Raw genomic sequence first — 24,119 nt, 5'->3', positions numbered from 1 at the left:
CCCTACAACCAAGACACATTTAGCCGTTTACAGAAAAATCACGTACCCGGGCAAAAAAAACATCAACCACAGCTATTGACACCACCAATAAAAACCTATTACGTCCAAAAATGACTGAGAAAGCAACACCAGTAGTTAGCTTTTAAACTTCCGGTAGCCCTCAATTAAAATGTAAGAAACCTCCTACAAAATTCTTCACTAACGATAGGATTTATCAATGAATAATTTTCAAAAAACCGACCTTCTGAAACCGACTATTATTCCGAACGTTCGATATAATGGGTTGAAAGCCCCAGTGGAAGCACCTGATGTAGCAGTCGCATTTCATGATGTAGACACGCCAGGTCTGATTCCCGTCAGCGCACTGATTCAGCCTTTGGCTGTCAGCCTGAAGGTATGGCAGGCAGCGCTCCCTGACTATACCTATCAGCTGTTTTTCGACATGAAAAAAGTGGGTCCGAAAAAGCTGATCCTGGCGTCACACACCCCTGGAGATCCATTGAGTCTGGAGGTGCCTGTCGATTTGTTATCGGAAGGTTTTCACGATATTGCTTATGTCATTACAAACCCGGGAAACCAGGTGGAAGAAACATCAGAGTCGTTTCGAATCCAGATAGACAAAACACCACCGGGTGCGCCTGAGCTTGCCGCAATACAATTCCCGACAGAGGTTCAAAACGGTCTGACTGCTGCTGAGCTTGAACGTCTTGGTGGAAAACTGGAAGTACAGATCCCCGGCTACACCGGCATGGCAAAACACGACCTCGTTCAGACAAGGTGGGGCGATATTCTAGGCCCGAGCGCTGTCGTCAGCGAAAATGACATGGGACTGGACAAGGTGGTAGTCACCTTTACACGTGAGTTTCTGGAGTCTTTGGGACAAGACGAGAAACTGGTCTGCTACAAAGTCATTGACCGTGCTGGCAACACGTCGATTCTCTCAAATACCGTTGCTATAAAATTACGGCTTCAGGAAATTCCGTCTGATTATCCCGCCCCGGTCATCGACCCCGCCGTAGGCGACATGCTGGATTATCTTGAGGCGCAGTCGGGTGTGCTGGTGGATATTCCGCATTATCCGGGCGCAACTGCACTTGATAACCTCCAGCTGTTCTGGGGTGATAGCAATCCCCTGGCATCTGTTGCACTGCCACCTGGCGAGGAAAATGAGGCAGTCGTGCTGACCCTGAGAGTGCCATTTGAGGCGATAAACAAAGTCCCTCAGGGCAGTGTATCGATTCACTATGAAGTATCGCGTAACGGAGAGCTTGCGGGCGTATCGCTAAATTCCGACATCGATGTATTTACATCGCTGCCTATTGATGCGCCACTCAACAGTCTCACGGTACAGGGTACAAGCGTACAAAATCCGAACGTTGAGAATAACTTTATTGACGAGGATGACTATGAGCTGAACGGCAGAGGCCTGGTGAGCTGGAACGCAGACTTCAGGGTAAATGATGATTTAAACCTTCACTGGGGCGACCAGGTAAAATTGCAATGGTATCAGATAAAGTCGGGGGACGTGGCAGCCCAACAAGACCTGATCATTCCAATTGATAATGAGCTCATGCAACGTCAGGGGACCGGCGCGACCATTCCTGTTTATTTTACTGTAACGCGCGCAGGCAACCCAAATGAAGTCAGAAGCCCGATTCAACCTGTCACGGTAAGATCCCGAGAGGAACAGCCTGGCGGTCAAGACGGACTCGCCAGCCCCACCTTTAACCTCGCGCCGAATGGAGTGTTAGGTCCCAATGAAAACCCCGACGGCTCAGATGTAAAAATCGTTCCCTATGTAAACATGTTCGAAGGCCAGAAAATCACGTTCACCTTCAAAGGTTTTGACCCATCAAACAACCCGATTGAAGCAGCCACTTATGTAGCGACCCGAACAGTTGACGAAGTCGATGTTGCAAAAGGGCATGTATTTACAGTGCCGTTTTTCAACACCCGGGTTATCTGCACAGGCTTCGCAGAAGCGAGCTATACCATCAAGCCGGTTGAAGGCAGCAACCAAAGCCCGGCGAATTCTACAATAACTAAAGTACCGGTTTTAATGCTCAAACCCTCTGACGTAACCTGCCTGGTCCGTTGACTCGATGCGGGCCTCGACGGCCCGCATTTTATAAATTTTTAAGGAAAGAAAATGCCTGACTCAAGCTCCAACACACACAGAAAACTACTGGAAGCCCCCGTCATACCAGCCGCGCTGGATAATGGGCTGTTGCCCATCGCCTCTCTAACCGATCCTGTCCAGGTCAAGCTGGAAGTATGGCCAGGTGCACTAACCGGTTATACCTACCAACTGTACTTTAATGAAATGCTTATTGGTCCCAATAAAGAAATACTGGCAAGTAACAAGCCAGGGGATACGTTGAGTCTGGAGATTCCACCAGCGCTATTAGGCGAAGGTGATCACTCTGTTGCTTACGCCATTGAGAACCCTGGAAACATGGTCGTTGAGTTCTCTGAGAAAACGCTCATCTCCGTGGACATCACCCCACCGGGAGCTCCGGTCCTTGCACCCATTCTTTTTCCCAGCCAAACCCGGGACGGTCTGACCTCCGAGGAACTCGAAGGCATGGGCAACGTCCTGAGCGGTACGATTGCCAGCTACAAAGGCATGCAGGCAGGCGACGTCATTCATACCTACTGGAACAATATCCCTGGCCCGACTGCAGTAGTGACCAAGGACGACATGGGGCTGAAACGCATCATGGTCGATTTTGTCAGATCGTTTCTCGAGTCGATCGGCGATATTGAAGCGCCGGTCCATTACACGATCACGGATCTTGCGGGAAATCTTTCCATGCGATCCGAGCCGGTGAGCGTGAAGCTTCAACTTACGACTGTCACTCCCCTCCCTACCCCAACCGTAAAGGAAGCCAACGGCGGCACCCTCGACCCTGCCAACGCCTCTTCCGGCGCCACTGTGGTCATCGACGCCACCGCCAACCTCAAAGCCGGTGACCAGCTCATCGTGCAATGGCAAGGTCCGAAAGGCAGTGACACCAAGGAAAAGACCCTCACAGCCGGTGAAGCAGGCAAGGCGCTGGAGGTGCCATTTTCGGCTGTTCTGGTAACAACCAACGCCGGCCAGACAGTTGCGGTTTCTTACGTCGTCAATCGCAGCAATGGTCTGGTGCAGACATCCGACACACTGGTTTTGCAGGTTCTTGATGCCAGGCAGGAACTGGAACTCGATACGTCGCCGGTCACGCTGGCGGGCAAGATCTATCTGATTCCAGGCACGCCGGATCTGTTGCCAAACTTCCCCGCCGACACCACTGTCCAGCGCCAGGCCAGCGGTGGTCAGGCGCCTTATAGTTATGTGTCAAGCAACCCGTCGGTGGCGAAAGTGGACGCCAACGGCCTGGTCTCGGGTCGAGGCAAAGGCGCAACGACTATTACCGTGACCGACGCTCTAAGTGTCAGCAAGAGTTACCCGGTCAGCGTAACCGGCGTCATTCACTGCATGGGTGTAGGCACCGGCAGCTTTTCCCAAGTGAGCAAAACTGCGAGTAGCATCGGTGCGAGGATTCCATCGATTCAAGAACTTGTGGATATTCATGCCGCCTACGGCAATCGCTGGCGGATGGGCAATGGCAATTACTGGTCGTCCACCATTGCGCACGCCGGCCTGGCGGGATGGAACTGGTATTACGTGAAGAATCTGGTAACGGGTGGAAACTTCAAATTGAAGAGCCACAACCCCAGCTTTGGCGTTGCTGTCAAATGACCGTCTGCTGAAACCTCTTTGATTATCAGGCAGGGCGTTACCCGAAAGGTAACGCCCTATAGTTTCTTTAAAAGCCGTCAAGAGTCCGACCATGCACACAAGCACTTTGCCAGCCACATCTTGTGTTCCGCTGCCCCTGCGTGAGGGCAGCTTCGAAGCACACATCAACAAGCAGCCGCTTATCGTCTCATCGCTGCAGGGACGACTCGCCCTGCGCTCGGAGCTGACTCACAAGCCTGACCGCTGGGTCTGGAAGGTTATCGCCGATGGCAAGGCCGGTCGCATACGGGCCAGCATCGGCTTGTATCTGGACCGAGACCTCGAACCGGGCACTCACCGCCTGCCAGGCAATGATCGGATCAAGGTGATTTACAACGAACGGTCGCTCCAACGGAGCACCCTCTATCATTCCGCGCATTTCCAGGGCGGCGTGCTGACCCTGCTTGAAGCCGACCCCTGCACCCTGCGCTTGAGGGGGCACTTCAGTTTTAGCCTGTCATCGATCAACTTCGAGGTAACAGAAGGCCGTTTCGATCTGCGCTGTCTTTAACTCAGGTGCACAGAAACCGGGCAATCTCCCGTGCGGATTCGGCCAGGCACTGGTCGTGACTGACGCCTGCGACTTTCAGCGGCTTCAGGTCGTGATTGGCGGTCGGTAACCAATGCACATGAATCGCGCCGGAGAGTGTGTAACCCTCGACAGCGTCTCGATTGCCCAAGGCGTCACGCTCGCCCTGCACGATAAGCGTCGGTGTTTTCAGCTCGGCCAGGTGAGCGACACGTGGTTTGTCCGGTTTGCCCACGGCATAGAACGGATAGCCCAGGCATACCAGCGCATCGACCTGTAACTCATCGGCAATCAGACTGGCCATGCGTCCGCCCATCGATTTGCCACCCACCGCCAAGCGTCCCTTGATAGAACTTCGCACGCTTGCATAAATCTCGCGCCAGCAGTCGAGCAACTGAGCTTGCGGGTTGGGCGGGCGCTTGCTGCCCCCCTCTCGCCGCTGGGCCATGTACGGAAACTCGAAGCGCAGAACACTGACGCCCTGCGTCGCAAGGTGCGCAACCATGTCGTTCATGAAACTGCTGTCCATCGGCGCGCCCGCCCCGTGCGCCAGCACCAACGTCAGCGGTTCCAGCCCGTCGACCGGTTGCCCCGCTGTCCATATCCAGCCGCTCTCGCGAACACGCTGTAGCCATTGATCGTCATTGCTGGCGAGTGATAAACCTTTGCTCATGCCTGTCGGGTCCCGGTGAGTCTGTCAGTAGTTCGCCACTATAAACCGCGAATCGCCTGGGTGTTGCACGGCAACCGGAATGTACCCACGGCCGCCGGACAGCAACTATTCAGCTGTGGCCGCGTAATCTGTCAGGGTGCGAAAGGTAACGGTGTCGAGGCAATGGGCGCCCCAAACCTGACACAACCGGGCGGTTTCATAAGCGGCATCAGCTTCGCACGGTAGCGACACCCCACCGAATCGGTCTCCAGCGTCATTTACCTGCTCAGGCCATTTTGCCGGACGATGACACGCTCCAACTGCGGACCAGACAAGTGTGCAGCCCTTCCGGGAGTCCTGATCAACTCGTCTGTACGGAATAGCTGCACCGTCATGCTACAACCCGGTGGCAGAACCTGAACTCCGCACCCTGCAACGGGGTGCGGAATCCAGGCTGCACATGGCAGCTGATTGCTGCGACTTCCCAGACCCCGTTTTCAAAGTTAAGCTTGCCAGCACACGGTCTGCTGCACATACCCGACATCTGATCACTCACATGTCCGGTCCTGCCCCTGCCCTTCGGTCTGCCTTGGTGCGATTGCCGAGCCTGCATCGCCCGCATCCGAATACGTCTCTGGTCACCCTCTGAATTGTGGAAGTCTGCAATGAGCACAGCAATCACTCCGACTGCCTATAACTACACAGTGGTGCGCCAGTTCGCCATCATGTCTGTGGTGTGGGGCGTTATCGGCATGGGGCTGGGCGTGTTTATCGCGTCGCAATTGGTCTGGCCCGGGCTTAATCTGGAGCTGGAGTGGACCACCTTCGGACGCCTGCGACCGCTGCATACCAATCTGGTGATCTTCGCTTTCGGCGGTTGCGCGCTGTTCGCCACCTCCTATTACGTGGTGCAGCGAACCTGCCAGACACGCTTGATTTCCGACGGTCTGGCGGCCTTTACCTTTTGGGGCTGGCAAGCCGTGATCGTCGGGGCAGTCGTCAGTTTGCCCATGGGTTACACCACCACCAAGGAATATGCCGAACTCGAATGGCCGATTGCGATACTGCTGGCCATCGTCTGGGCGGCCTACGCGGCGGTCTTCTTCGGCACCATTGTGATACGCAAGACCCGCCACATTTATGTCGCCAACTGGTTCTATGGCGCGTTCATCGTCGTGACCGGCATGCTGCACATCGTCAACCACATCTCGCTGCCGGTGAGCCTGTTCAAATCCTACTCGGCCTACGCCGGGGCAACCGACGCCATGATCCAGTGGTGGTATGGGCACAATGCCGTGGGGTTTTTCCTGACCACTGGTTTTCTCGGGATGATGTATTACTTCGTGCCCAAGCAGGCCGAGCGTCCGGTCTACTCCTATCGCCTGTCCATCGTGCACTTCTGGGCATTGATCACCCTGTATATCTGGGCCGGCCCGCACCACCTGCATTACACCGCGCTGCCGGACTGGGCTCAGTCTCTGGGCATGGTGATGTCGATCATCCTGCTGGTGCCCAGCTGGGGCGGCATGATCAACGGCATGATGACCCTGTCAGGGGCCTGGCATAAGCTGCGTACCGATTCGATTCTGCGTTTTCTGGTGGTGTCGCTGGCGTTTTATGGCATGTCGACATTCGAAGGACCGATGATGGCGATCAAGACCGTCAACTCGCTGTCGCACTACACCGACTGGACCATCGGCCATGTTCATTCCGGGGCGCTGGGCTGGGTAGCCATGATCACCATCGGTTCGCTGTATCACATGATTCCGAAACTTTACGCCCGCCCGCAGATGCACAGTGTCGGCCTGATCAACGCGCACTTCTGGCTCGCGACCATCGGCACCGTACTGTACATCTCGTCGATGTGGGTCAATGGCATCACCCAGGGCCTGATGTGGCGCGCAGTGAGCGAGGATGGCACGCTGACCTACTCGTTCGTCGAAGCCATGCAGGCCAGCCATATGGGGTATGTCGTGCGGGCCATCGGCGGCGCCATTTTCACCAGTGGGATGCTGTTGATGGCCTATAACGTGCTGCGCACAATACGCGGGGCGGACCCGCAGGCCACACAAGCCGCAGCACGGATCACGGTATCGGGAGCTCATTCATGAAGCATGATGCGCTCGAAAAAAACGTCGGCCTGCTGGCTTTTTTCATGGTCATCGCGGTGAGCATCGGCGGCCTGACGCAGATCGTCCCGCTGTTCTTTCAGGACGTGACCAATCAGCCGATCGAGGGCATGAAGCCGCGCACCGCGCTGGAAGTGGAAGGCCGCGACGTGTTCATTGCCAACGGTTGCGTGGGTTGCCATTCACAGATGATTCGCCCATTCCGCGCCGAAACCGAGCGTTACGGGCACTATTCGGTGGCAGGCGAAAGCGTCTGGGATCACCCGTTCCTGTGGGGGTCGAAACGCACCGGGCCGGACCTCGCGAGGATCGGCGGGCGTTACTCGGATGAATGGCATAGAGCGCATTTGTACAATCCACGTGACCTCGTACCCACCTCGATCATGCCAGCCTACCCGTTCCTGGCAGGCAAGAAACTCGACAGCACGCAGACCGCGAAAAAGCTGCAGGTGCTGCGCACGCTCGGCACGCCCTACACCGACGCAGACATTGCAGGGGCTGCGGCGGCGGTGCAAGGCAAGACCGAAATGGACGCGCTGGTGGCCTACCTGCAAGGCCTCGGCACCCTCATTAAAAGCAAGCGGTGATCATGATGGACATCGGAATGATTCGAGGACTCGGCACACTGGTGGTGATGCTGGCGTTCATCGGTCTGATGCTGTGGGTATTCAGCCCGGCGCGCAAAGCACAGTTCGACGATGCAACCCTGCTGCCCTTCGCCGACGACCCTGAAGCCATCAGCAAGGTCGAGCATGCCAGAGCCGAACAGGAAGACAGGCCATGAGCACGTTCTGGAGCTTGTATGTCACGGTGCTGACGCTGGGCACACTGATCGCCATTCTCTGGCTGCTGCTGAGCACGCGCAAAGGTCAACGCAACGAGTCGACCGAAGAAAAAGTCGGGCACTCGTTCGATGGCATCGAGGAGTACGACAACCCGCTGCCCGGCTGGTGGTTCAAACTGTTCATCGCCACCCTGGTTTTTGCGCTGGGCTATCTGGTGTTGTACCCGGGGCTGGGTAACTGGCAGGGTCTGCTGCCCGGTTATGAGTACCGGGACAAGGAAACCAAGGTCCAGTTCTCCGACGGTCAGCAAGGCTGGACCAGTGTTCACGAGTGGGAAAGGGAGGTCGCAACTGCCGAGGCACGTTATGGCCCGCTGTTCGCCAAATACGCTTCGATGCCCGTCGAAGATGTAGCAAAAGACCCTCAGGCGCTAAAAATAGGCGCTCGCCTGTTCGCCTCCAACTGCTCGGTCTGCCATGGCTCTGATGCCAGGGGCGCCTACGGTTTTCCGAATCTGACCGATGCGGACTGGCGCTGGGGCGGCGATGCAAAAGCGATCAAGGACTCCATCATGGGAGGCCGCAATGGCGTGATGCCGGCGCTGGGTGGAGCACTTGGCGAACAAGGGGTTCGCGATGTGGCGGCTTACGTGCTGACCCAACTGAACGCACGGCCGCTTCCGGAAGGCGTCAATGCAGACCCGGCCGCCGGTCAGAAGACGTTCTCTACCCTTTGTGCTGCCTGCCACGGGCCGGAAGGCAAAGGGATGCCCCTGCTGGGCGCGCCAGACCTGACGCATCCTCGCGCCTTCATCTATGGTTCAAGTTTCGCGCAACTGCAGCAAACCATCCGCGACGGCCGCCAGGGCCAGATGCCTGCTCAGCAAGCACTGCTGGGCAATGATCGTGTGCATATTCTGGCTGCCTATGTTTACAGCCTGTCCCGCCAGGAGAAGTCTACTGAAAAAGAGTAATACGGCTCTGGCAGACAGTGTGCCTGGCGTCGTGACAGCCTGAAATCCTCACGACTGCCATTGCCGACACATTAAGTCTCGGGACCGCAACTCATCCTCATGCCGTTCAAAGCCGTATCGTCGCCAGACTTATCATCATCGTCCCCCTGATAGTCGTCAACGCGTGTTTCAAAACCGATAGCAATCGTTCCGGCCGGATGCGACGCTGCGAATAGGGCTGGAGCATAATGTGTTGAAAATCTTCGCTAGGCGCATACTGGCGATCGGCATCCAGGTCGCTTGACGTCAGGGTGATCCATCCGCCCTATCCGTATGCCCATTATTCGACCCGCGCAACTCAGAGCCTCACATACAGAACACTTCAATGAGCAACCAGATTCCGCTCCACGACATGACCCCTGCCCCCGCTGAAAGCCGCGAAACGGTCGAGCTTTACGCGTCACGGGAAAAGATTCATACCCGCGCCTTCAAAGGCCTGTTTCGCAATGTGCGAATGGCAGGTGGCGCCTTGCTGTTGCTGATCTTTTTCGGCACGGTCTGGCTGACCCGCAATGGGCATCAGGCCGTGTGGTGGAATCTGCCGGAGCGCAAGTTTTACATCTTCGGCGCGACCTTCTGGCCGCAGGACTTCATCCTGTTGTCCGGGATTCTGATCGTCGCAGCCTTCGGGCTGTTCTTCATCACCGTCTATGCCGGACGGGTCTGGTGCGGCTATACCTGCCCGCAGAGCGTCTGGACCTGGATCTTCATGTGGTGCGAAAAGATCACCGAGGGCGACCGCAACCAGCGTATCAAGCTCGATCACGCACCGTTCAGTGCCAACAAGCTGGTCCGCAAGTTCGCCAAGCACAGCCTGTGGCTGCTGATCGGCCTTGCTACCGGAGTGACCTTTGTCGGTTACTTTGCGCCGATCCGCGACCTGTGCGTTGAACTGGTGACCGGCGAAGCTGACGGCTGGGCGTATTTCTGGGTCGGTTTTTTCACCCTGACCACCTACGGCAATGCCGGCTGGCTGCGCGAGCAGGTGTGCATTTATATGTGCCCCTACGCGCGGTTCCAGAGCGTGATGTTCGACAAGGACACGCTGATCATTTCCTATGACCCGGACCGCGGCGAAGCCCGGGGGCCGCGCAAGAAAGAAGCTGATCACAAGGCGATGGGTCTGGGCGACTGTACCGACTGTACGATGTGCGTGCAGGTCTGCCCGACCGGCATCGACATTCGCGACGGTCTGCAAGTGGAGTGCATCAGTTGCGCGGCGTGTGTCGATGCCTGCAATACGGTCATGGACAAAATGGATTACCCTCGCGGCCTGATTCGTTACACCACCGAACACAACCTGTCCGGGCAGCAGACCCACACCCTCAGACCACGCCTGATTGGCTATGCGCTGGCTCTGCTATTGATGATCGGGCTGCTGGCGAGCGCGTTTTACCTGCGTCCGCTGACAGGCCTGGATGTCAGCAGAGACCGTATGCTGTTCCGGGAAAATGCCGAAGGCCGTATTGAAAACGTCTACAGCCTGAAAGTGATAAACAAGGATCAGGTCGATCACACTTACCTGATTGAGGCCAGTGGCGTGCCTGATCTGAAGCTGCAAGGTACGCGCGAAATCAGGGTTCCGGCAGGCCAGATCGTCAGCTTGCCGGTAGAGTTGTCCAGCGCTCCCGAGAAACTGCCATCCAGCAGAAATCAGGTAACGTTCACCCTCAGCGACATCGACAACGGCGAGACTCAGGTCGAAGCCCAAAGCAGCTTCCTTGGCCCACCGACTATTCGTTAAGAGCACTTTCATGCCCGCTGCGACTGCTTCAAGCCCCTGGTACAAGCACCTCTGGCCGTGGCTCATCATCGCCATCCTGACCTGCTCGGTGACCCTGAGCCTGACGATGGTGACCATCGCCGTGAATAACCCGGACAATCTGGTCAGCGACAATTATTACGAAGCCGGCAAAGGCATCAATCGCTCGCTCAACCGCGAATTGCTGGCCCAGACACTCAAATTGCGCGCCCGCGTTCATCTGGACGAGCTTACCGGAGAAGCAGAGGTGCGCCTGAGCGGCAACAGCGGGCCGGAGCGCCTAGAACTGAACCTCATTTCCCCCACCCAGCCCGCCAGGGACCGTCGGGTCTTCCTGACGCGCAGCGCGTCCGAACCTGGCCGTTATGTCGGTCAGTTGCAGGACAAGGTCGAAGGCCGTCGTTTTGTCGAGCTGCTGGGTGCCGAAGGTGGCCAGACCTGGCGCCTGTTCGAAGAAGAGCAGATCGGCCGCGAAGACCTGACGCTCGGCGACGAACCGCTACAGGCCGTACAAGGCCGGAAAGACTGACCGTGGTTGCCCTTTCCAGCCCCACCCGCTGTTACCACTGCGCCCTGCCCGTCCCGCCCGGCAGCCGCTTTACCACGCGGGTGCTGGGCGAGACCCGCGAGTTGTGCTGCCCCGGCTGCCAAGCCGTGACCGAGGCCATCGTCGCTGCCGGGCTGGAAGACTATTACCGCCATCGCAGTCAGGCATCAGCCAACCCAGACATCCTGCCTGCGCAATTGCTGGAAGAACTGCAACTTTACGACCGTCCCGACGTGCAGGCACCGTTCGTCCATCATGAAGGCACGGTTTCGCAAACCACACTGCTGGTCGAAGGCATCAGTTGCGCAGCCTGTGGCTGGCTGATCGAACAGCGGCTCGGCAGATTGCCCGGTGTCGCCGAGGCGCGCCTGAACCTGTCCAGCCACCGCCTTCAGGTGCGCTGGCACACTGAACAACTGCTGTTCAGCCAATTGCTCAACGAGTTGCGCATCATTGGCTATGTGGCTCACCCCTGGCAGGCCGACCGCGCAGCCGAACGTCTTGCACATGACAACAAGCTGGCGTTGCGGCAACTCGGGGTGGCGGGCCTGCTGTGGTTTCAGGCCATGATGGCAACCATGGCGACCTGGCCAGAGTTCAATATTGACCTCAGCCCGCAGCTACACATCATTCTGCGCTGGGTGGCGCTGTTTCTGACCACGCCCATCGTGTTTTACAGCTGCGCGCCGTTCTTTCGCGGCGCCCTGCGTGACCTGCGCAGCCTTCAATTGACGATGGACGTCTCGGTGTCTCTGGCGATTGGCGCAGCCTATGTGGCAGGCATCTGGACCACGATCACCGGCACCGGCGAGCTGTATTTCGACGCAGTCGGGATGTTCGCCCTGTTTCTGCTGACCGGACGGTATCTGGAGCGCCGAGCCCGCGAGCGCACGGCTGCGGCCACTGCACAACTGGTCAACCTGCTGCCTGCCTCATGCCTGCGCCTGAACCAGGAAGATCAGACCGAGCGCATCATGCTCAGCGAGCTACGTCTGGCTGATCGGGTGCTGGTGCAACCCGGAGCGGTGATTCCTGCTGACGGAAAGATTCTTGAAGGTCAGTCCAGTGTCGACGAGTCGCTGCTGACCGGTGAATACCTGCCACAGGCGCGTGGCGTCGGCGACGCCGTCACTGCCGGGACGCTTAATGTGGAAGGGCCGTTAACCGTTCAGGTGTCGGCACTGGGCGAGGCAACACAGCTGTCCGCGATTGTCAGGCTGCTGGAGCGGGCCCAGAGCGAAAAACCCAGGCTGGCGCAGATCGCCGACCGTGCCGCACAGGCGTTCCTTCTGTTTTCCCTGATCGCAGCGGCCGTGATCGGGGTGGTCTGGTGGCAGATCGATGCATCGCGTGCGTTCTGGATTGTCCTGGCGATGCTGGTCGCGACCTGCCCGTGTGCGCTGTCGCTGGCGACTCCGACTGCCTTGACCGCAGCGACCGGCACGCTGCACAGGCTTGGGCTGTTGCTGACCCGAGGCCATGTGCTGGAGGGCCTGAACCGGATCGACACGGTGATCTTCGACAAGACCGGCACCCTGACCGAAGGGCGACTGGTCCTGCGCAGTATTCTGCCCTTGAGTGAACTGAGTGCCGATGAGTGTCTGGGACTGGCCGCTGCGCTGGAGAACCGTTCCGAACACCCTATCGCCAGAGCATTCGGGCAAGCGCCACAGGCTGCCGAAGACGTACACAGCCTGCCGGGGCTGGGTCTTGAAGGCGGCGTCGGGGCACGCCGCCTGCGTATCGGCCAACCGGCATTTGTCTGCGCCCTGAGCAATACTGAAGTGCCACCCATGCCCGAAGAAGCCGGTCAGTGGCTGCTGCTCGGCGATGCTCAAGGGCCGCTGGCGTGGCTGGTGCTCGACGACCGCCTGCGCGAAGACGCAGCGCTGCTGCAGGCGTGCAAGGCACGCGGCTGGAAAACCCTGATGTTATCCGGTGACAGTTCGCCGATGGTCGCCAGCGTCGCCGCAGCGCTTGGCTTCGACGACTCGCGGGGCAACATGCGCCCGGACGATAAACTGGCCGTGCTGCATCATTTGCAGGCGCAAGGCCGCAGGGTGCTGATGATCGGGGATGGCGTAAACGACGTACCGATCATGGCGGCTGCCGATATCAGCGTGGCAATGGGGTCAGCCACCGACCTTGCCAAAACCAGCGCCGACGCGGTGCTGCTGTGCAATCGGTTAGGGGTACTGATCGAAGCGCTGATCCTGGCTCGCCGCACCCGCCGGATCATTATCGAAAACCTCGTCTGGGCCGGTCTGTACAATGGCCTGATGCTGCCCTTTGCCGCACTGGGCTGGGTGACCCCCATATGGGCAGCCGTCGGCATGTCGGTCAGTTCACTGATCGTGGTACTCAACGCGTTGCGCCTGACCCGCCTGCCGCAACTCTCCCCTACAGCCCAAGCAGCTCAGGAGGTTTCATGCCCGCGCTTTACATCATGATTCCTGCCGCCCTGCTGCTGGTGGGCATCGCGATCTACGTGTTCTTCTGGGCTGTCGACAGTGGCCAGTACGACGACATGGAAGGCCCGGCACACAGCGTATTGTTCGATGATCCGCCAGCGGTAGATCAGGCCAGGCCGCAACCGTCATCTCCCGAAACAGACGAGAAGCACGATGCTTGAACTCGCCCCGCTGCTGCTTTCGGCGCTGATTCTCGGGCTGCTGGGCGGCGGTCACTGTCTGGGCATGTGTGGCGGCCTGATGGGCGCGCTGACGCTCGCTATTCCAAAGGAACAGCGCAGTCGCCGGTTTCGTCTGTTACTGGCCTATAACCTGGGGCGAATTTGCAGCTACACAGTGGCGGGGCTGCTTTCCGGACTGGCAGGCTGGGCGGTTGCGCAAAGCCCGCTGGCCAACGGCATGCGAGTGGCCGCCGCGCTGCTGCTCATCGTCATGGGTCTATACCTGGCGGGCTGGTGGAGTGGCTTGACGCACATCGAACGTCTGGGCCGTGGGCTGTGGCGATACCTGCAACCGCTGGCCAGTCGCCTGCTGCCCGTGTCCAGCCTGCCACGCGCCTTGCTGCTGGGCGCCTTGTGGGGCTGGCTGCCGTGCGGACTGGTCTACAGCGCGCTGCTCTGGGCGGCCAGCCAAAATAGCCCTCTGCACAGCGCGTTGCTGATGCTGGCGTTCGGGCTCGGCACCTGGCCGGTCCTGCTGGCCACCGGGCTGGCAGCCGAACGCACCACTGCGCTGCTGCGCAAGCGCGGCGTTCGTGTGGCGGGAGGGTTGCTGGTCATGGTGTTCGGCCTCTGGACCTTGCCGGGGCCGCATCAACACTGGCTGATGGGCCACTGAGACAGCGGCGACTGACCCACATCAAGGTTCTTCCTGCAAGGCCTGCGTATGCTCGGGACATTGCCAGCCTGATCGGGAGAAGTACGCATGTTCGGCGCCATTCGCTGGGATTCAGATCTGATCCATCGCTACGACGTCGCCGGACCGCGCTACACGTCCTATCCCACTGCGGTGCAATTTCATACTCAGGTGGGTGCATTCGACCTGCTGCACGCGCTGCGCGAAAGCCGCAAGACGCAACGCCCACTGTCCCTTTACGTGCACCTGCCCTTCTGCGCGAACATTTGCTACTACTGTGCCTGCAACAAAGTCATTACCAAGGATCGCGGGCGAGCCCAGGCTTATCTGCAGCGCCTTGAACACGAAATCCAGATGCTCGCCTGCCATCTGTCGCCGGGTCAGGCTGTGGAGCAACTGCACCTGGGCGGCGGCACGCCGACCTTTCTCAGCCACCATGAACTGCGCCGCTTGATGGCGCAATTGCGTACTCATTTCAACCTGCTGGAAGACGACTCCGGTGATTACGGCATCGAGATCGATCCCCGCGAAGCGGACTGGGCGAGCATGGGCCTGTTACGCGAACTGGGCTTCAACCGGGTAAGCCTGGGCGTGCAGGACCTGGACCCGACCGTGCAGCGTGCGATCAACCGCCTGCAAACCCTGGAAGAGACACGCGCTATCGTCGAAGCAGCACGCACGTTGCAATTTCGCTCGGTCAATATCGATTTGATTTACGGCCTGCCAAAACAGACCCCGGAGACCTTCAGTCGCACAGTGGATGAAATCATCGCCTTGCAGCCTGATCGACTCTCCGTGTTCAACTACGCCCACCTGCCGGAACGCTTCATGCCTCAGCGCCGCATTGACACAGCCGACCTGCCGGATGTGCAAACGAAGTTGCTCATGCTGGAACACACCATCGGGCAATTGACCGGCGCAGGCTATCGCTATATCGGCATGGACCACTTTGCCCTGCCCGACGACGAACTGGCGATCGCTCAGGAAGACCTGACCCTGAAACGCAATTTTCAGGGCTACACCCCCAAGGCTCATTGCGACCTGATCGGTCTGGGGGTCTCGGCCATCAGTCAGATCGGCGATCTGTACAGCCAGAACAGCAGCGACCTGAACGAATACCAAAGGCTGCTGGACAGTGATCAACCGGCTACCCGACGAGGGCTGATCTGCAGCGAGGATGACCGGATCAGACGTGCAATCATCCAGCAGTTGATCTGCCACTTCACGCTGGATTTCGCCGAAATCGAGCACTGCTTCGGTATCGACTTCTCAGCTTATTTCAGCGAACTCTGGCCGCAACTGACCCAGATGACCGAGGACGGGCTGATTGCGCTGAACAACGAGGGCATCCGGGTACTGCCGGCGGGCAGGCTGCTGGTGCGCTCGGTGTGCATGGTATTTGACGCCTATCTGACCCGGCAAAACAGACAGCGCTTTTCCCGCGCCATCTGATCCTGTGCATCCTTACATCTTGGCCAGCACCAGCATACCGGCTGTAGTCTTGTCGGCATCGCTGGAACCGAGGCTGTTCATCAGCGAAGACAGATCAGCGGTGGAATTGCTCACCTGAGCCTGTAACGTGGAAAGCACGGTTTGCAGCGCTGCGGCCTTGGTCTGGCGCTCTTCACGGGTAAGCGTTCTGTCGGCCAGAACTTTCTGAATCTGATCAGTGGTTTCTTCGATCTTGCGCTGCAATTCGCGTAGCGATTTGAGGATTTTCTGCACAGAAGAAGGCAGACCGCTATTTTCGATATCGGCGTCTTTCGAACCGGCCCGTGCAGAGGCTGCTGCCGCCCTGCCCTCGGCTGAAAGATTGACCTCCACACTCTTTGCATTGCCGGCAGGCGCCTCGACAGCCTTGTCATTGGCCTGGCTGTAGGTGATCTGCGAGGTCGCGGTACGTATCGTAATGCTGTTGATCAACGGAACTGTCGTTGACATGGCAAGACATCCTGAGTCAGCTGGAGAGATACAGGTCTATCGGCATTCCGGCTGGAAGCTTGATGAAGCAGATGGCCTTCGAAGCTGGCCCCGTCTGGCAAGGGTGGGTTACCCTTACGACCTATGTGTGATTTACCACAAGGAATCAAGTGATGTCCGAGCCAGTAAAACGCGCTCAAACCCAGGCTCATTGCAAGGATTGCAGTCTCGCACCGCTCTGCCTGCCCCTCTCGCTGAATCTTGAAGATATGGACTCGCTTGACCAGATCGTCAAGCGCGGCCGCCCGCTGAAGAAAGGCGAGTTCCTGTTTCGTCAGGGGGATACCTTCGAATCGGTATACGCAGTACGTTCCGGCGCCCTGAAAACCTTCAATATCAGTGACGGCGGTGCAGAACAGCTCACCGGCTTCCACCTGCCCAGCGAACTGGTGGGCATGTCGGGCATGGACGCCGGGGCCTATCCGGTGTCGGCGCAAGCTCTCGAAACCACCTCAATCTGCGAGATTCCGTTCGACCGTCTGGACGAACTGTCGGCCCAACTGCCGCAACTGCGTCGACAACTGATGCGGGTCATGAGCCGCGAGATCCGCGACGATCAGCAAATGATGCTGTTGCTGTCGAAGAAAACAGCCGACGAGCGTATTGCCACCTTTCTGGTCAATCTGTCGGCGCGCTTCCGGGCACGGGGTTTTTCGGCCAATCAGTTCAGGCTGAGCATGTCGCGCAACGAGATCGGCAATCACCTGGGGCTGGCGGTTGAAACCGTGTCACGGGTGTTCACCCGTTTTCAGCAAAACGAGCTGATACAGGCAGACGGCAAGGAGATCCACATCCTTGACCCTATCGAGCTGTGCGCGCTGGCGGGCGGTGCGATGCACAGCTGAAGCGTGCGATCTGTGGCAGGTGGGCTTAAACTGTCGGCCAAAACTGCCATGGATCTCCCCGATGACCTTCGATCAACCGAACTTCAAATCCCTGATACGCCCGGTCGTAGACTTCCCCAAGCCGGGCGTTGTGTTTCGCGACATCACTCCCCTGTTCCAGTCGCCCAAGGCCACGCGTCAGGTGATAGATGCCTTCGTTCAGCGCTATATCGAGGCAGACTTCAGCCACATCGGTGTCATGGATGCGCGCGGCTTTCTGATTGGTTCGGTGGTGGCCTACCAATTGAACAAGCCGCTGGTGCTGTTCCGCAAACAGGGCAAATTGCCGGCCGATGTGCTCTCCGAGGCGTATCAGACCGAATACGGCGAAGCTTATCTGGAGGTTCACGCAGATAGCCTGTGTGAAGGAGATTCGGTGGTGATGTTCGACGACCTGATTGCCACAGGCGGCACCCTGATTGCCGCTGCCAACCTGATTCGCCGCATGGGCGCCGAAGTGTATGAGGCCGCTGCGATTATCGACCTGCCGGAGCTGGGCGGTTCCAAGCGTCTTAACGACCTGAAGATCCCGACGTTCTGCCTGACCGAGTTTGCACTGGACGAGCAGTAACGGCATAGGCACGAGAGTTAGAGGTTCCGAACGCTCCAGCGCTCAAGGCTATCCATACGTTTTGAGATAACTATCCATGCAACGTATGTAAAAGCGCTTTTTTATCGCGATGGCACTGACGACGCAGGGTGCGACGTAAGTGACGGCTGAGTCCTGGCGCTGATCCGGGGGTAGCCTGGCAGGACGCCAGGCTAGCCGCACCGGGCCATGGATGGCCCGTTGCGGCGACCTCCGGATCAGTGTCAGGACGAAGGAACCCGACGAAGTCGGGCCGGAAACGGAGCCAGGGGGTTTGGTTACTTTGGCCCCATCAAAGTAACTCGCCGAGGGGCGAAAAGGTGACGTGAGTCGAACCCGAATCCACCTGACAAAGAAAAACCGCTGTGTGACGCAGAGCGTCACGAAATGTATTCCCACGCGGAGCATGGAAACGAGAATCAACGCGGAGGAATTGGCACAAGACAAGAGTCTCGATCCTCACGCTTCAGCGTGAGGATGAAGTGCTGGACGCTCTGCGTCCGAACTTGAATGTCCAGCGCAGGCATTTAGCGAAGAGAAACTAGCTGGCCGTATTGCCGTGCAGTTTGGTCATCAGTTGCGCTTCGGCCTGAGTCAGGCCGCAGGACTGGGTCAGCTCGTCGATGCTGGCGCCCATGCCGACCAGGCGCGCAGCCTGGGCAAAGGACAGCGTGGAGGGATCGCGCTGTTCCAGTGCCGTCAGCTTGTCCGGCAGCGGTGCGACGGTGGCGCGCAGTTCGTGCAAGGCTTCGCCCATGCGCACCGTACCGTTCTGGTAGTTGTCCAGACGCCTGGCCAACTCCTTGATCCGTTGATCACGCAAGGCAGCCGCCTCGTCACGCGCCGCATCCAGCTTGCGCTGGCGCTTCGTATGGGCCAAGAACAAAAACAGGGAAACGACCCAGAGAATGCCCAGGAAGACGACAGCTACCTCAAAGATCAATCAGATGCTCTCCAGTTCGGACCACTCTTCTTCAGACATCATTTTGTCCAGTTCGACCAGAATCAACAGCTCGCCGTTCTTGTTGCAGACGCCCTGAATGAACTTGGCCGATTCATCGTTACCCACGTTCGGTGCGGTTTCGACTTCGGACTGACGCAAGTAAACCACTTCCGCCACGCTGTCGACCAGAATACCGACCACTTGTTTGTCGGCTTCGATGATCACAATACGCGTGTTATCGCTGACTTCAACCGGGTCCAGGCCGAAGCGCTGACGGGTGTCGATCACGGTCACGACATTACCGCGCAGGTTGATGATCCCGAGCACATAACTTGGCGCACCCGGAACCGGGGCAATTTCGGTGTAGCGCAGCACTTCCTGCACCTGCATTACATTGATGCCATAGGACTCGTTGTCCAGACGGAATGTAACCCATTGCAGGATCGGATCTTCGGAACCTTGCGCAGACGACTTATTCATAACCCCAACCCCTCACGTGTGTTCTTTGCGGGTAACGCCACTGGCGCCAACCCATGATTATTTCGACTTGTTCAACTGCTTGACCGCGCCACTGGCTATCAGCTCGGCCAACTCTGCAACGTCCAGCAACGCACACATGTGTTCAATCACTGTGCCAGCCAGCCATGGGCGCTGACCGCGCTGCGTGCGCCATTTGATCTCGTTCGGATCAAGACGCAACGAGCGACTGACCTGATGCACCGCCAGCCCCCACTCGTATCCTTGCACCGAGATCACATACTGCAATCCCTGGCGAAAATCATCGCGATAACGATCCGGCATGATCCAGCGCGCGGTATCCAACACTTTCAGGTTGCCTGCCTGGCTGGGCAGAATCCCGAGAAACCAGTCCGGCTGGCCGAACAGTGGCGTCAGCTCCTGCCCTGCCAACGGGTAAATCGATCCCAGGCACACCAGTGGCACCGCCAGGGTCAAGCCAGCCACATCAAACAGCAGGCATTCGAACGGTTCTGCAGCCCATGCCGGACGGCCATCGCTGGTTGGCGGTGGCGTCGGAGTTCGCTGGGTCACCAGCGTGCTCAACTCGGCGACAGGCTCGACCAGATCTACTGTCGGCACCGCCGTTTCAACCTTTAGCTCCGCGACCTGCACCGCTTCGGCGACAATCACCGGAGCGACTTCAATCACTGGCGCAGGCACCGCAACAGGCGCTGCAACCTTGACGGCTACAGCTACTGCAGCGGGCGCAGCAACTGCAACCGCCAATGGCTTGACCTGGGCCTGCATCCGCGCGTCAAACGCCTGCTCTTCGAGCACGGCGGCCTGAAAATCATCGATGCTGCCAGAAGCTGTTTCGAGCTCCTCGGTAGCGTCATACAGCAATGCATCCAGATAGGACTGCAAGGCCAGCTTGGGTCGTGTTGCAACTTCTACAGGGCGGTTCATACCGGGACCCAACAAAAAATGGAGCATGTGCAGCCTGATAGAGTTATCGGCCGCATTGACGGATCACTTGAGCGAACTGTGCAGAAAGAGTCGACGCCCACGTCAGGCCACCTGAGCATTGAGCTGCTCGGCGAGCATATGCTTGAGCAATGCCCGATAAGCAATCACGCCACGGCTCTTGCTATCGTTCTGCGACGGGGTCAGACCCAGTCGGCTGGCATCACGCAAACGCGTATCGACCGGCACATATGCCTGCCAGACATGCTCGGGAAAGGTGTCACGCAACAATTTCAACGTGCCCATCGACGCCTGAGTGCGGCGGTCGAACAGCGTCGGCACAATGGTGTAAGGCAGCGGCACCTTGCGTGAGCGATTGATCATGGTCAGGGTGTTGACCATACGCTCCAGGCCTTTTACAGCGAGAAACTCGGTCTGCACCGGAATGGCCAGTTGCTGGCTTGCCGCCAGGGCATTGACCATCAGCACACCGAGCAACGGCGGACTGTCGATCAGCGCATAGTCAAAATCCTGCCACAATTGCGCGAGGCTCTTGGCGATCACCAGACCCAGACCACTCTGCCCAGGCGACTGACGCTCCAGTGTGGCCAACGCGGTGCTCGACGGGATCAGCGAGATTCGCTGGTCGCTGGTCGGCAACAGCAATTGGCCGGGCAAGCCTTCGGGCACCACGCCCTTGTGCAAGAACAGATCAAAGGCACTGTGTTCCAGCTCGTCCGGATTGTACCCGAAATAACTGGTCATGGAGCCGTGGGGGTCCAGGTCGACAACGACCACACGCTTGCCCGCATCGGCCAGCAAACCGGCCAGAGCAATGGTCGTGGTGGTCTTTCCGACTCCACCTTTCTGGTTGGCTACTGCCCAGACTCTCATTGAAATTTTCCTTCCGTACAGCGAAGACCGCACCGATACGATTATTGGACGGTAGGTGACGGAGAATTGACGGCGTTAGCACCTAACGGCGGCTTTGCTGGCACCGGTGCAGTTTGTGTGCCAGCACGCTTCAAAGCGGCATCAGGCTGAGTATTGGCTGTCCCGGCACTGGTCAGACTACGGCGCACATCCAGATTTCGCGAGATAACCAACACGACACGGCGGTTCTTGGCGCGCCCGGCCGCAGTGGTATTCGGAGCAATAGGCTGAAACTCGCCATAACCGACCGAAGCCAGACGCGCCGGATTGACGCCGTCCATGGCCAGCATGCGCACAATGCTGGCAGAGCGCGCTGACGACAGCTCCCAATTGGTCGGGTACTGCGCCGTGTTGATGGGATGGTCGTCAGTGAAGCCTTCAACATGAATCGGGTTATCGAACCGTTTGACGATCCCGGAAACCTTTTCAATGATCGAGAACGCCTTGTCACTGGGCATTGCATCGCCGCTGCCGAACAGCATGCTGGAGTTGAGCTCGATCTCGACCCACAACTCATTGCCACGCACCGTCATCTGGTCAGACTTGAGCAAGTCCCCGAAAGCATCGCGAACATCCTGGGCAATGGTCTGCAAGGGATCATCGGAAGCCTGGCCGATACCGGCATCAGTCTGCTCGCTGTCCTTGAGCAATGGCTCGGCAGGCTTGATCGAAATCGGGCGCTGCTCACCGATCGGGATAGGCTTCATGGTCCGCTCCGTATCGTTGAACACGCCGACCAGCGCCTGAGAGAGGATCTTGTACTTGCCTTCGTTGATCGAAGAAATCGAGTACATCACCACGAAGAATGCGAAAAGCAGGGTGATGAAGTCCGCGTAGGACACCAGCCAGCGCTCGTGATTCTCGTGTTCTTCGGGCTGACGACGGCGAGCCATGTGCGTTACTCCATGAAGCCTTGCAGCTTGAGTTCGATGGAGCGCGGGTTTTCACCCTCGGCGATGGACAGTAAACCTTCAAGAAGCATTTCGCGATAACGCGACTGACGATGAGCAATGGCCTTGAGCTTGTTGGCCACCGGCAGCAGGATCAGGTTGGCGATGGCAACCCCGTAGATGGTCGCGACAAACGCCACCGCGATGCCGCTGCCCAGCTGACTGGGGTCAGCCAGATTACCCATCACGTGAATCAGGCCCATCACCGCACCAATGATGCCCACGGTCGGCGCGTAGCCACCCATACTTTCAAATACCTTGGCGGCCTGGATATCGCGGGTTTCCTGAGTGATGAAATCCACTTCGAGAATACTGCGAATGGCCGCCGGTTCGGCACCGTCTACCAACAGTTGCAGGCCTTTTCGGGCATAACCGTCGGGCTCTGCGTCGGCTACAGTCTCGAGACCAAGCAGGCCTTCCTTGCGGGCGGTCATGCTCCAGCCAATCACCCGGTCGACACCGCCAGGCAGGTCGATACGCGGCGGAAAGATAATCCAGCCCACGATTTTCAGGGCTCGCATGAAGGCGCTCATCGGCGACTGCAACAGCGAGGCGCCGAGCGTACCGCCGATCACGATCAAAGCAGCCGGGCCATTGATCAAGGCACCCAGGTGCCCGCCTTCGAGAAAGTTACCGCCGATAATGGCGACGAACGCCAGAATCAGGCCGATAAGACTCAGCACATCCATCAGAGACAGGCCTCGACCAAGTGCCGACCGATATCATCCAGGCTGTAGATCGCGTCGGCGAGCTCAGCCTTGACGATCGCCATCGGCATGCCATAGATCACGCAGCTCGCTTCATCCTGCGCCCAGACTGTGCTGCCGGCCTGCTTGAGCAGGCGTGCACCTTCACGGCCATCTGCGCCCATACCGGTCAGCACTACAGACAGCACTTTGTCGCCGTAGGATTTAGCGGCTGAACCGAAGGTGATGTCTACGCAGGGCTTGTAATTAAGGCGCTCGTCGCCCGGCAGAATCTTCACCGTGCCACGGCCGTCAATCATCATCTGCTTGCCACCTGGCGCCAGCAGCGCCAGACCCGGACGCAGAACATCACCGTCCTCTGCTTCCTTGACACTGATCTTGCACAGCTTGTCGAGGCGTTCGGCAAAAGCCTTGGTGAACGCTGCGGGCATGTGCTGAATCAGCACCAGCGGTGCCGGAAAACTGGCTGGCAATTGGGTAAGTACCCGTTGCAATGCTACCGGGCCGCCCGTCGACGTACCGATGGCGACCAGCTTGTACGCCTTGCGCTTGGCGGTGCCGGTTGTCGTCGCGTGCGCCGGTGCATGATGAGCAGCATGACCATGGGCTGGCGCTGCCGAGGCAGGCGCTGCAGCACGCGGGGGCACAGCCCGGGCAGGCGCAGAAGATGCAGGCGCGGGAGCACGACTGGACGGCGGCGAAGCGGCAGCCGCTGACGATGAACTTGTCGCACCGAACCCGCTCGAACGGCGGTTGGTGCGGGAAATGCTGTTGATCTTCTCGCACAGCAGTTGTTTGACCTTCTGCGGGTTGCGCGAGATATCTTCGAAATTCTTGGGCAGGAAATCCACGGCACCGGCGTCCAGCGCATCCAGCGTCACGCGCGCACCTTCGTGCGTCAGCGACGAGAACATCAAGACCGGGGTGGGGATACGCTGCATGATGTGGCGAACTGCCGTAATGCCATCCATCATCGGCATTTCGTAGTCCATGGTGATGACGTCAGGCTTGAGCGCCAGCGCCTGCTCAATTGCTTCCTTGCCATTGGTAGCGGTGCCGACAACAACAATGTTGGGGTCCGAAGAAAGAATTTCCGTGACACGGCGGCGGAAGAAACCGGAATCATCCACCACCAGGACCTTGACTGCCATAAACACTCCAATAGGCGTTGCAGGCAGCCAGGCCGCC

At 58.4% G+C, this 24,119-nt stretch carries 24 protein-coding genes; 15 read left to right on the top strand and 9 right to left on the bottom strand.

The features are described 5' to 3' along the window. Window positions 1-217 precede the first annotated feature (217 nt). The 3 genes from N018_RS08335 to N018_RS08325 all read left to right on the top strand — a co-directional run bounded on the left by N018_RS08335 (window position 218) and on the right by N018_RS08325 (window position 4,292). Window positions 218-2,098 (top strand): hypothetical protein, encoded by a 1,881-nt coding sequence (locus N018_RS08335; protein WP_025389314.1) that lies wholly within the window; start codon window positions 218-220, stop codon window positions 2,096-2,098. 51 nt (window positions 2,099-2,149) lie between these two features. Further along, window positions 2,150-3,742 carry an Ig-like domain-containing protein gene (locus N018_RS08330; protein ID WP_025389313.1) on the top strand — a complete coding sequence of 531 codons (1,593 nt, stop codon included), beginning with the start codon at window positions 2,150-2,152 and terminating at the stop codon, window positions 3,740-3,742. Window positions 3,743-3,833: 91 nt separating this feature from the next. Next, entirely contained in the window at window positions 3,834-4,292 is a 459-nt protein-coding gene (locus tag N018_RS08325) for a hypothetical protein (protein ID WP_025389312.1), read from the top strand. Window position 4,293: 1 nt separating this feature from the next. Here the strand turns inward: N018_RS08325 and N018_RS08320 are convergent, their stop codons facing one another. Continuing rightward, window positions 4,294-4,983, bottom strand: a complete 690-nt coding sequence (locus tag N018_RS08320; protein ID WP_025389311.1) for an alpha/beta family hydrolase — start codon at window positions 4,981-4,983, stop codon at window positions 4,294-4,296. Between the two features lie 644 nt (window positions 4,984-5,627). Here N018_RS08320 and ccoN point away from each other — a divergent pair. The 10 genes from ccoN to hemN all read left to right on the top strand — a co-directional run bounded on the left by ccoN (window position 5,628) and on the right by hemN (window position 15,975). Beyond that, window positions 5,628-7,073, top strand: coding sequence for a cytochrome-c oxidase, cbb3-type subunit I (gene ccoN / locus N018_RS08315; RefSeq protein WP_025389310.1), 1,446 nt, complete (start codon window positions 5,628-5,630; stop codon window positions 7,071-7,073). Then, window positions 7,070-7,678 carry a cytochrome-c oxidase, cbb3-type subunit II gene (ccoO, locus tag N018_RS08310; protein WP_024647601.1) on the top strand — a complete coding sequence of 203 codons (609 nt, stop codon included), beginning with the start codon at window positions 7,070-7,072 and terminating at the stop codon, window positions 7,676-7,678. Before ccoN ends, ccoO begins: the two co-directional genes overlap by 4 nt. Window positions 7,679-7,683: 5 nt before the next feature. Next, window positions 7,684-7,875, top strand: coding sequence for a CcoQ/FixQ family Cbb3-type cytochrome c oxidase assembly chaperone (locus tag N018_RS08305; protein ID WP_024647602.1), 192 nt, complete (start codon window positions 7,684-7,686; stop codon window positions 7,873-7,875). Then, on the top strand, window positions 7,872-8,849 hold the full coding sequence (ccoP, locus tag N018_RS08300; protein WP_024647603.1) for a cytochrome-c oxidase, cbb3-type subunit III: 978 nt from the start codon (window positions 7,872-7,874) through the stop codon (window positions 8,847-8,849). Before N018_RS08305 ends, ccoP begins: the two co-directional genes overlap by 4 nt. 364 nt (window positions 8,850-9,213) lie before the next feature. Then, window positions 9,214-10,632 (top strand): cytochrome c oxidase accessory protein CcoG, encoded by a 1,419-nt coding sequence (gene ccoG, locus N018_RS08295; RefSeq protein WP_024647604.1) that lies wholly within the window; start codon window positions 9,214-9,216, stop codon window positions 10,630-10,632. A 10-nt stretch (window positions 10,633-10,642) separates the two neighbouring features. After that, the gene (locus N018_RS08290; RefSeq protein ID WP_024647605.1) at window positions 10,643-11,179 is read left to right on the top strand and encodes a FixH family protein; all 537 of its coding nucleotides are present in this window, start codon (window positions 10,643-10,645) and stop codon (window positions 11,177-11,179) included. A gap of 2 nt (window positions 11,180-11,181) precedes the next feature. Continuing rightward, on the top strand, window positions 11,182-13,647 hold the full coding sequence (locus N018_RS08285) for a heavy metal translocating P-type ATPase (RefSeq protein ID WP_025389309.1): 2,466 nt from the start codon (window positions 11,182-11,184) through the stop codon (window positions 13,645-13,647). Then, entirely contained in the window at window positions 13,626-13,829 is a 204-nt protein-coding gene (gene ccoS / locus N018_RS08280) for a cbb3-type cytochrome oxidase assembly protein CcoS (protein WP_024647607.1), read from the top strand. Before N018_RS08285 ends, ccoS begins: the two co-directional genes overlap by 22 nt. Beyond that, the gene (locus N018_RS08275) at window positions 13,822-14,505 is read left to right on the top strand and encodes a sulfite exporter TauE/SafE family protein (protein ID WP_024647608.1); all 684 of its coding nucleotides are present in this window, start codon (window positions 13,822-13,824) and stop codon (window positions 14,503-14,505) included. Before ccoS ends, N018_RS08275 begins: the two co-directional genes overlap by 8 nt. Window positions 14,506-14,592: 87 nt before the next feature. Next, window positions 14,593-15,975, top strand: a complete 1,383-nt coding sequence (hemN, locus tag N018_RS08270) for an oxygen-independent coproporphyrinogen III oxidase (protein WP_024647609.1) — start codon at window positions 14,593-14,595, stop codon at window positions 15,973-15,975. A gap of 12 nt (window positions 15,976-15,987) precedes the next feature. Here hemN and N018_RS08265 read toward each other — a convergent pair whose 3' ends face one another. Continuing rightward, window positions 15,988-16,464 (bottom strand): chemotaxis protein, encoded by a 477-nt coding sequence (locus tag N018_RS08265; RefSeq protein ID WP_024647610.1) that lies wholly within the window; start codon window positions 16,462-16,464, stop codon window positions 15,988-15,990. 152 nt (window positions 16,465-16,616) lie between these two features. On the opposite strand from N018_RS08265, the gene fnr reads away from it, so the two are divergent. Together fnr and N018_RS08255 are read left to right on the top strand one after the other, a co-directional pair. After that, window positions 16,617-17,348, top strand: a complete 732-nt coding sequence (gene fnr, locus N018_RS08260) for a fumarate/nitrate reduction transcriptional regulator Fnr (protein WP_024647611.1) — start codon at window positions 16,617-16,619, stop codon at window positions 17,346-17,348. 61 nt (window positions 17,349-17,409) lie between these two features. After that, on the top strand, window positions 17,410-17,958 hold the full coding sequence (locus tag N018_RS08255; protein ID WP_024647612.1) for an adenine phosphoribosyltransferase: 549 nt from the start codon (window positions 17,410-17,412) through the stop codon (window positions 17,956-17,958). A 559-nt stretch (window positions 17,959-18,517) separates the two neighbouring features. Here the strand turns inward: N018_RS08255 and N018_RS08250 are convergent. From N018_RS08250 to N018_RS08220, 7 genes are all read right to left on the bottom strand, one after another. Further along, entirely contained in the window at window positions 18,518-18,919 is a 402-nt protein-coding gene (locus N018_RS08250; protein ID WP_024643911.1) for a DUF2802 domain-containing protein, read from the bottom strand. Beyond that, window positions 18,920-19,399: a chemotaxis protein CheW gene (locus N018_RS08245; protein WP_007252116.1), complete on the bottom strand. Its 480-nt coding sequence runs from the start codon at window positions 19,397-19,399 to the stop codon at window positions 18,920-18,922. It lies immediately after the preceding gene. A 57-nt stretch (window positions 19,400-19,456) separates the two neighbouring features. Then, complete coding sequence (locus tag N018_RS08240) at window positions 19,457-20,371, bottom strand: CheW domain-containing protein (RefSeq protein WP_025389308.1); 915 nt, start codon at window positions 20,369-20,371, stop codon at window positions 19,457-19,459. Window positions 20,372-20,446: 75 nt separating this feature from the next. Then, complete coding sequence (locus N018_RS08235) at window positions 20,447-21,235, bottom strand: ParA family protein (protein ID WP_024643909.1); 789 nt, start codon at window positions 21,233-21,235, stop codon at window positions 20,447-20,449. A 41-nt stretch (window positions 21,236-21,276) separates the two neighbouring features. Beyond that, window positions 21,277-22,167 (bottom strand): flagellar motor protein MotD, encoded by an 891-nt coding sequence (gene motD / locus N018_RS08230; protein ID WP_024643908.1) that lies wholly within the window; start codon window positions 22,165-22,167, stop codon window positions 21,277-21,279. A 5-nt stretch (window positions 22,168-22,172) separates the two neighbouring features. Next, window positions 22,173-22,913, bottom strand: a complete 741-nt coding sequence (locus tag N018_RS08225) for a flagellar motor protein (protein ID WP_007252112.1) — start codon at window positions 22,911-22,913, stop codon at window positions 22,173-22,175. Then, on the bottom strand, window positions 22,913-24,082 hold the full coding sequence (locus N018_RS08220; protein WP_024643907.1) for a protein-glutamate methylesterase/protein-glutamine glutaminase: 1,170 nt from the start codon (window positions 24,080-24,082) through the stop codon (window positions 22,913-22,915). The genes N018_RS08225 and N018_RS08220 overlap by 1 nt, the downstream gene beginning before the upstream one ends. Window positions 24,083-24,119 lie beyond the last annotated feature (37 nt).

The sequence above is a fragment of the Pseudomonas syringae CC1557 genome, assembly GCF_000452705.1.
GTDB classification, from domain to species: domain Bacteria; phylum Pseudomonadota; class Gammaproteobacteria; order Pseudomonadales; family Pseudomonadaceae; genus Aquipseudomonas; species Aquipseudomonas syringae_F.
The sequence above is the reverse complement of the archived record's forward strand: the minus strand, read 5'-3'. Positions and strand labels throughout refer to the sequence as shown.

What these genes read in the sequence shown, in the direction of transcription:
- N018_RS08305 (WP_024647602.1), top strand. Translation starts at nt 7,684, where the DNA reads ATGGACATCGGAATGATTCGAGGACTCGGCACACTGGTGGTGATGCTG.
- fnr (WP_024647611.1), top strand. Translation starts at nt 16,617, where the DNA reads ATGTCCGAGCCAGTAAAACGCGCTCAAACCCAGGCTCATTGCAAGGAT.
- N018_RS08265 (WP_024647610.1), bottom strand. Translation starts at nt 16,464, where the DNA reads ATGTCAACGACAGTTCCGTTGATCAACAGCATTACGATACGTACCGCG.
- ccoP (WP_024647603.1), top strand. Translation starts at nt 7,872, where the DNA reads ATGAGCACGTTCTGGAGCTTGTATGTCACGGTGCTGACGCTGGGCACA.
- N018_RS08335 (WP_025389314.1), top strand. Translation starts at nt 218, where the DNA reads ATGAATAATTTTCAAAAAACCGACCTTCTGAAACCGACTATTATTCCG.
- hemN (WP_024647609.1), top strand. Translation starts at nt 14,593, where the DNA reads ATGTTCGGCGCCATTCGCTGGGATTCAGATCTGATCCATCGCTACGAC.
- ccoG (WP_024647604.1), top strand. Translation starts at nt 9,214, where the DNA reads ATGAGCAACCAGATTCCGCTCCACGACATGACCCCTGCCCCCGCTGAA.
- N018_RS08220 (WP_024643907.1), bottom strand. Translation starts at nt 24,082, where the DNA reads ATGGCAGTCAAGGTCCTGGTGGTGGATGATTCCGGTTTCTTCCGCCGC.
- N018_RS08275 (WP_024647608.1), top strand. Translation starts at nt 13,822, where the DNA reads ATGCTTGAACTCGCCCCGCTGCTGCTTTCGGCGCTGATTCTCGGGCTG.
- ccoO (WP_024647601.1), top strand. Translation starts at nt 7,070, where the DNA reads ATGAAGCATGATGCGCTCGAAAAAAACGTCGGCCTGCTGGCTTTTTTC.
- N018_RS08325 (WP_025389312.1), top strand. Translation starts at nt 3,834, where the DNA reads ATGCACACAAGCACTTTGCCAGCCACATCTTGTGTTCCGCTGCCCCTG.
- N018_RS08225 (WP_007252112.1), bottom strand. Translation starts at nt 22,913, where the DNA reads ATGGATGTGCTGAGTCTTATCGGCCTGATTCTGGCGTTCGTCGCCATT.
- N018_RS08255 (WP_024647612.1), top strand. Translation starts at nt 17,410, where the DNA reads ATGACCTTCGATCAACCGAACTTCAAATCCCTGATACGCCCGGTCGTA.
- N018_RS08330 (WP_025389313.1), top strand. Translation starts at nt 2,150, where the DNA reads ATGCCTGACTCAAGCTCCAACACACACAGAAAACTACTGGAAGCCCCC.
- N018_RS08320 (WP_025389311.1), bottom strand. Translation starts at nt 4,983, where the DNA reads ATGAGCAAAGGTTTATCACTCGCCAGCAATGACGATCAATGGCTACAG.
- motD (WP_024643908.1), bottom strand. Translation starts at nt 22,167, where the DNA reads ATGGCTCGCCGTCGTCAGCCCGAAGAACACGAGAATCACGAGCGCTGG.
- N018_RS08235 (WP_024643909.1), bottom strand. Translation starts at nt 21,235, where the DNA reads ATGAGAGTCTGGGCAGTAGCCAACCAGAAAGGTGGAGTCGGAAAGACC.
- ccoS (WP_024647607.1), top strand. Translation starts at nt 13,626, where the DNA reads ATGCCCGCGCTTTACATCATGATTCCTGCCGCCCTGCTGCTGGTGGGC.
- ccoN (WP_025389310.1), top strand. Translation starts at nt 5,628, where the DNA reads ATGAGCACAGCAATCACTCCGACTGCCTATAACTACACAGTGGTGCGC.
- N018_RS08245 (WP_007252116.1), bottom strand. Translation starts at nt 19,399, where the DNA reads ATGAATAAGTCGTCTGCGCAAGGTTCCGAAGATCCGATCCTGCAATGG.
- N018_RS08290 (WP_024647605.1), top strand. Translation starts at nt 10,643, where the DNA reads ATGCCCGCTGCGACTGCTTCAAGCCCCTGGTACAAGCACCTCTGGCCG.
- N018_RS08240 (WP_025389308.1), bottom strand. Translation starts at nt 20,371, where the DNA reads ATGCTCCATTTTTTGTTGGGTCCCGGTATGAACCGCCCTGTAGAAGTT.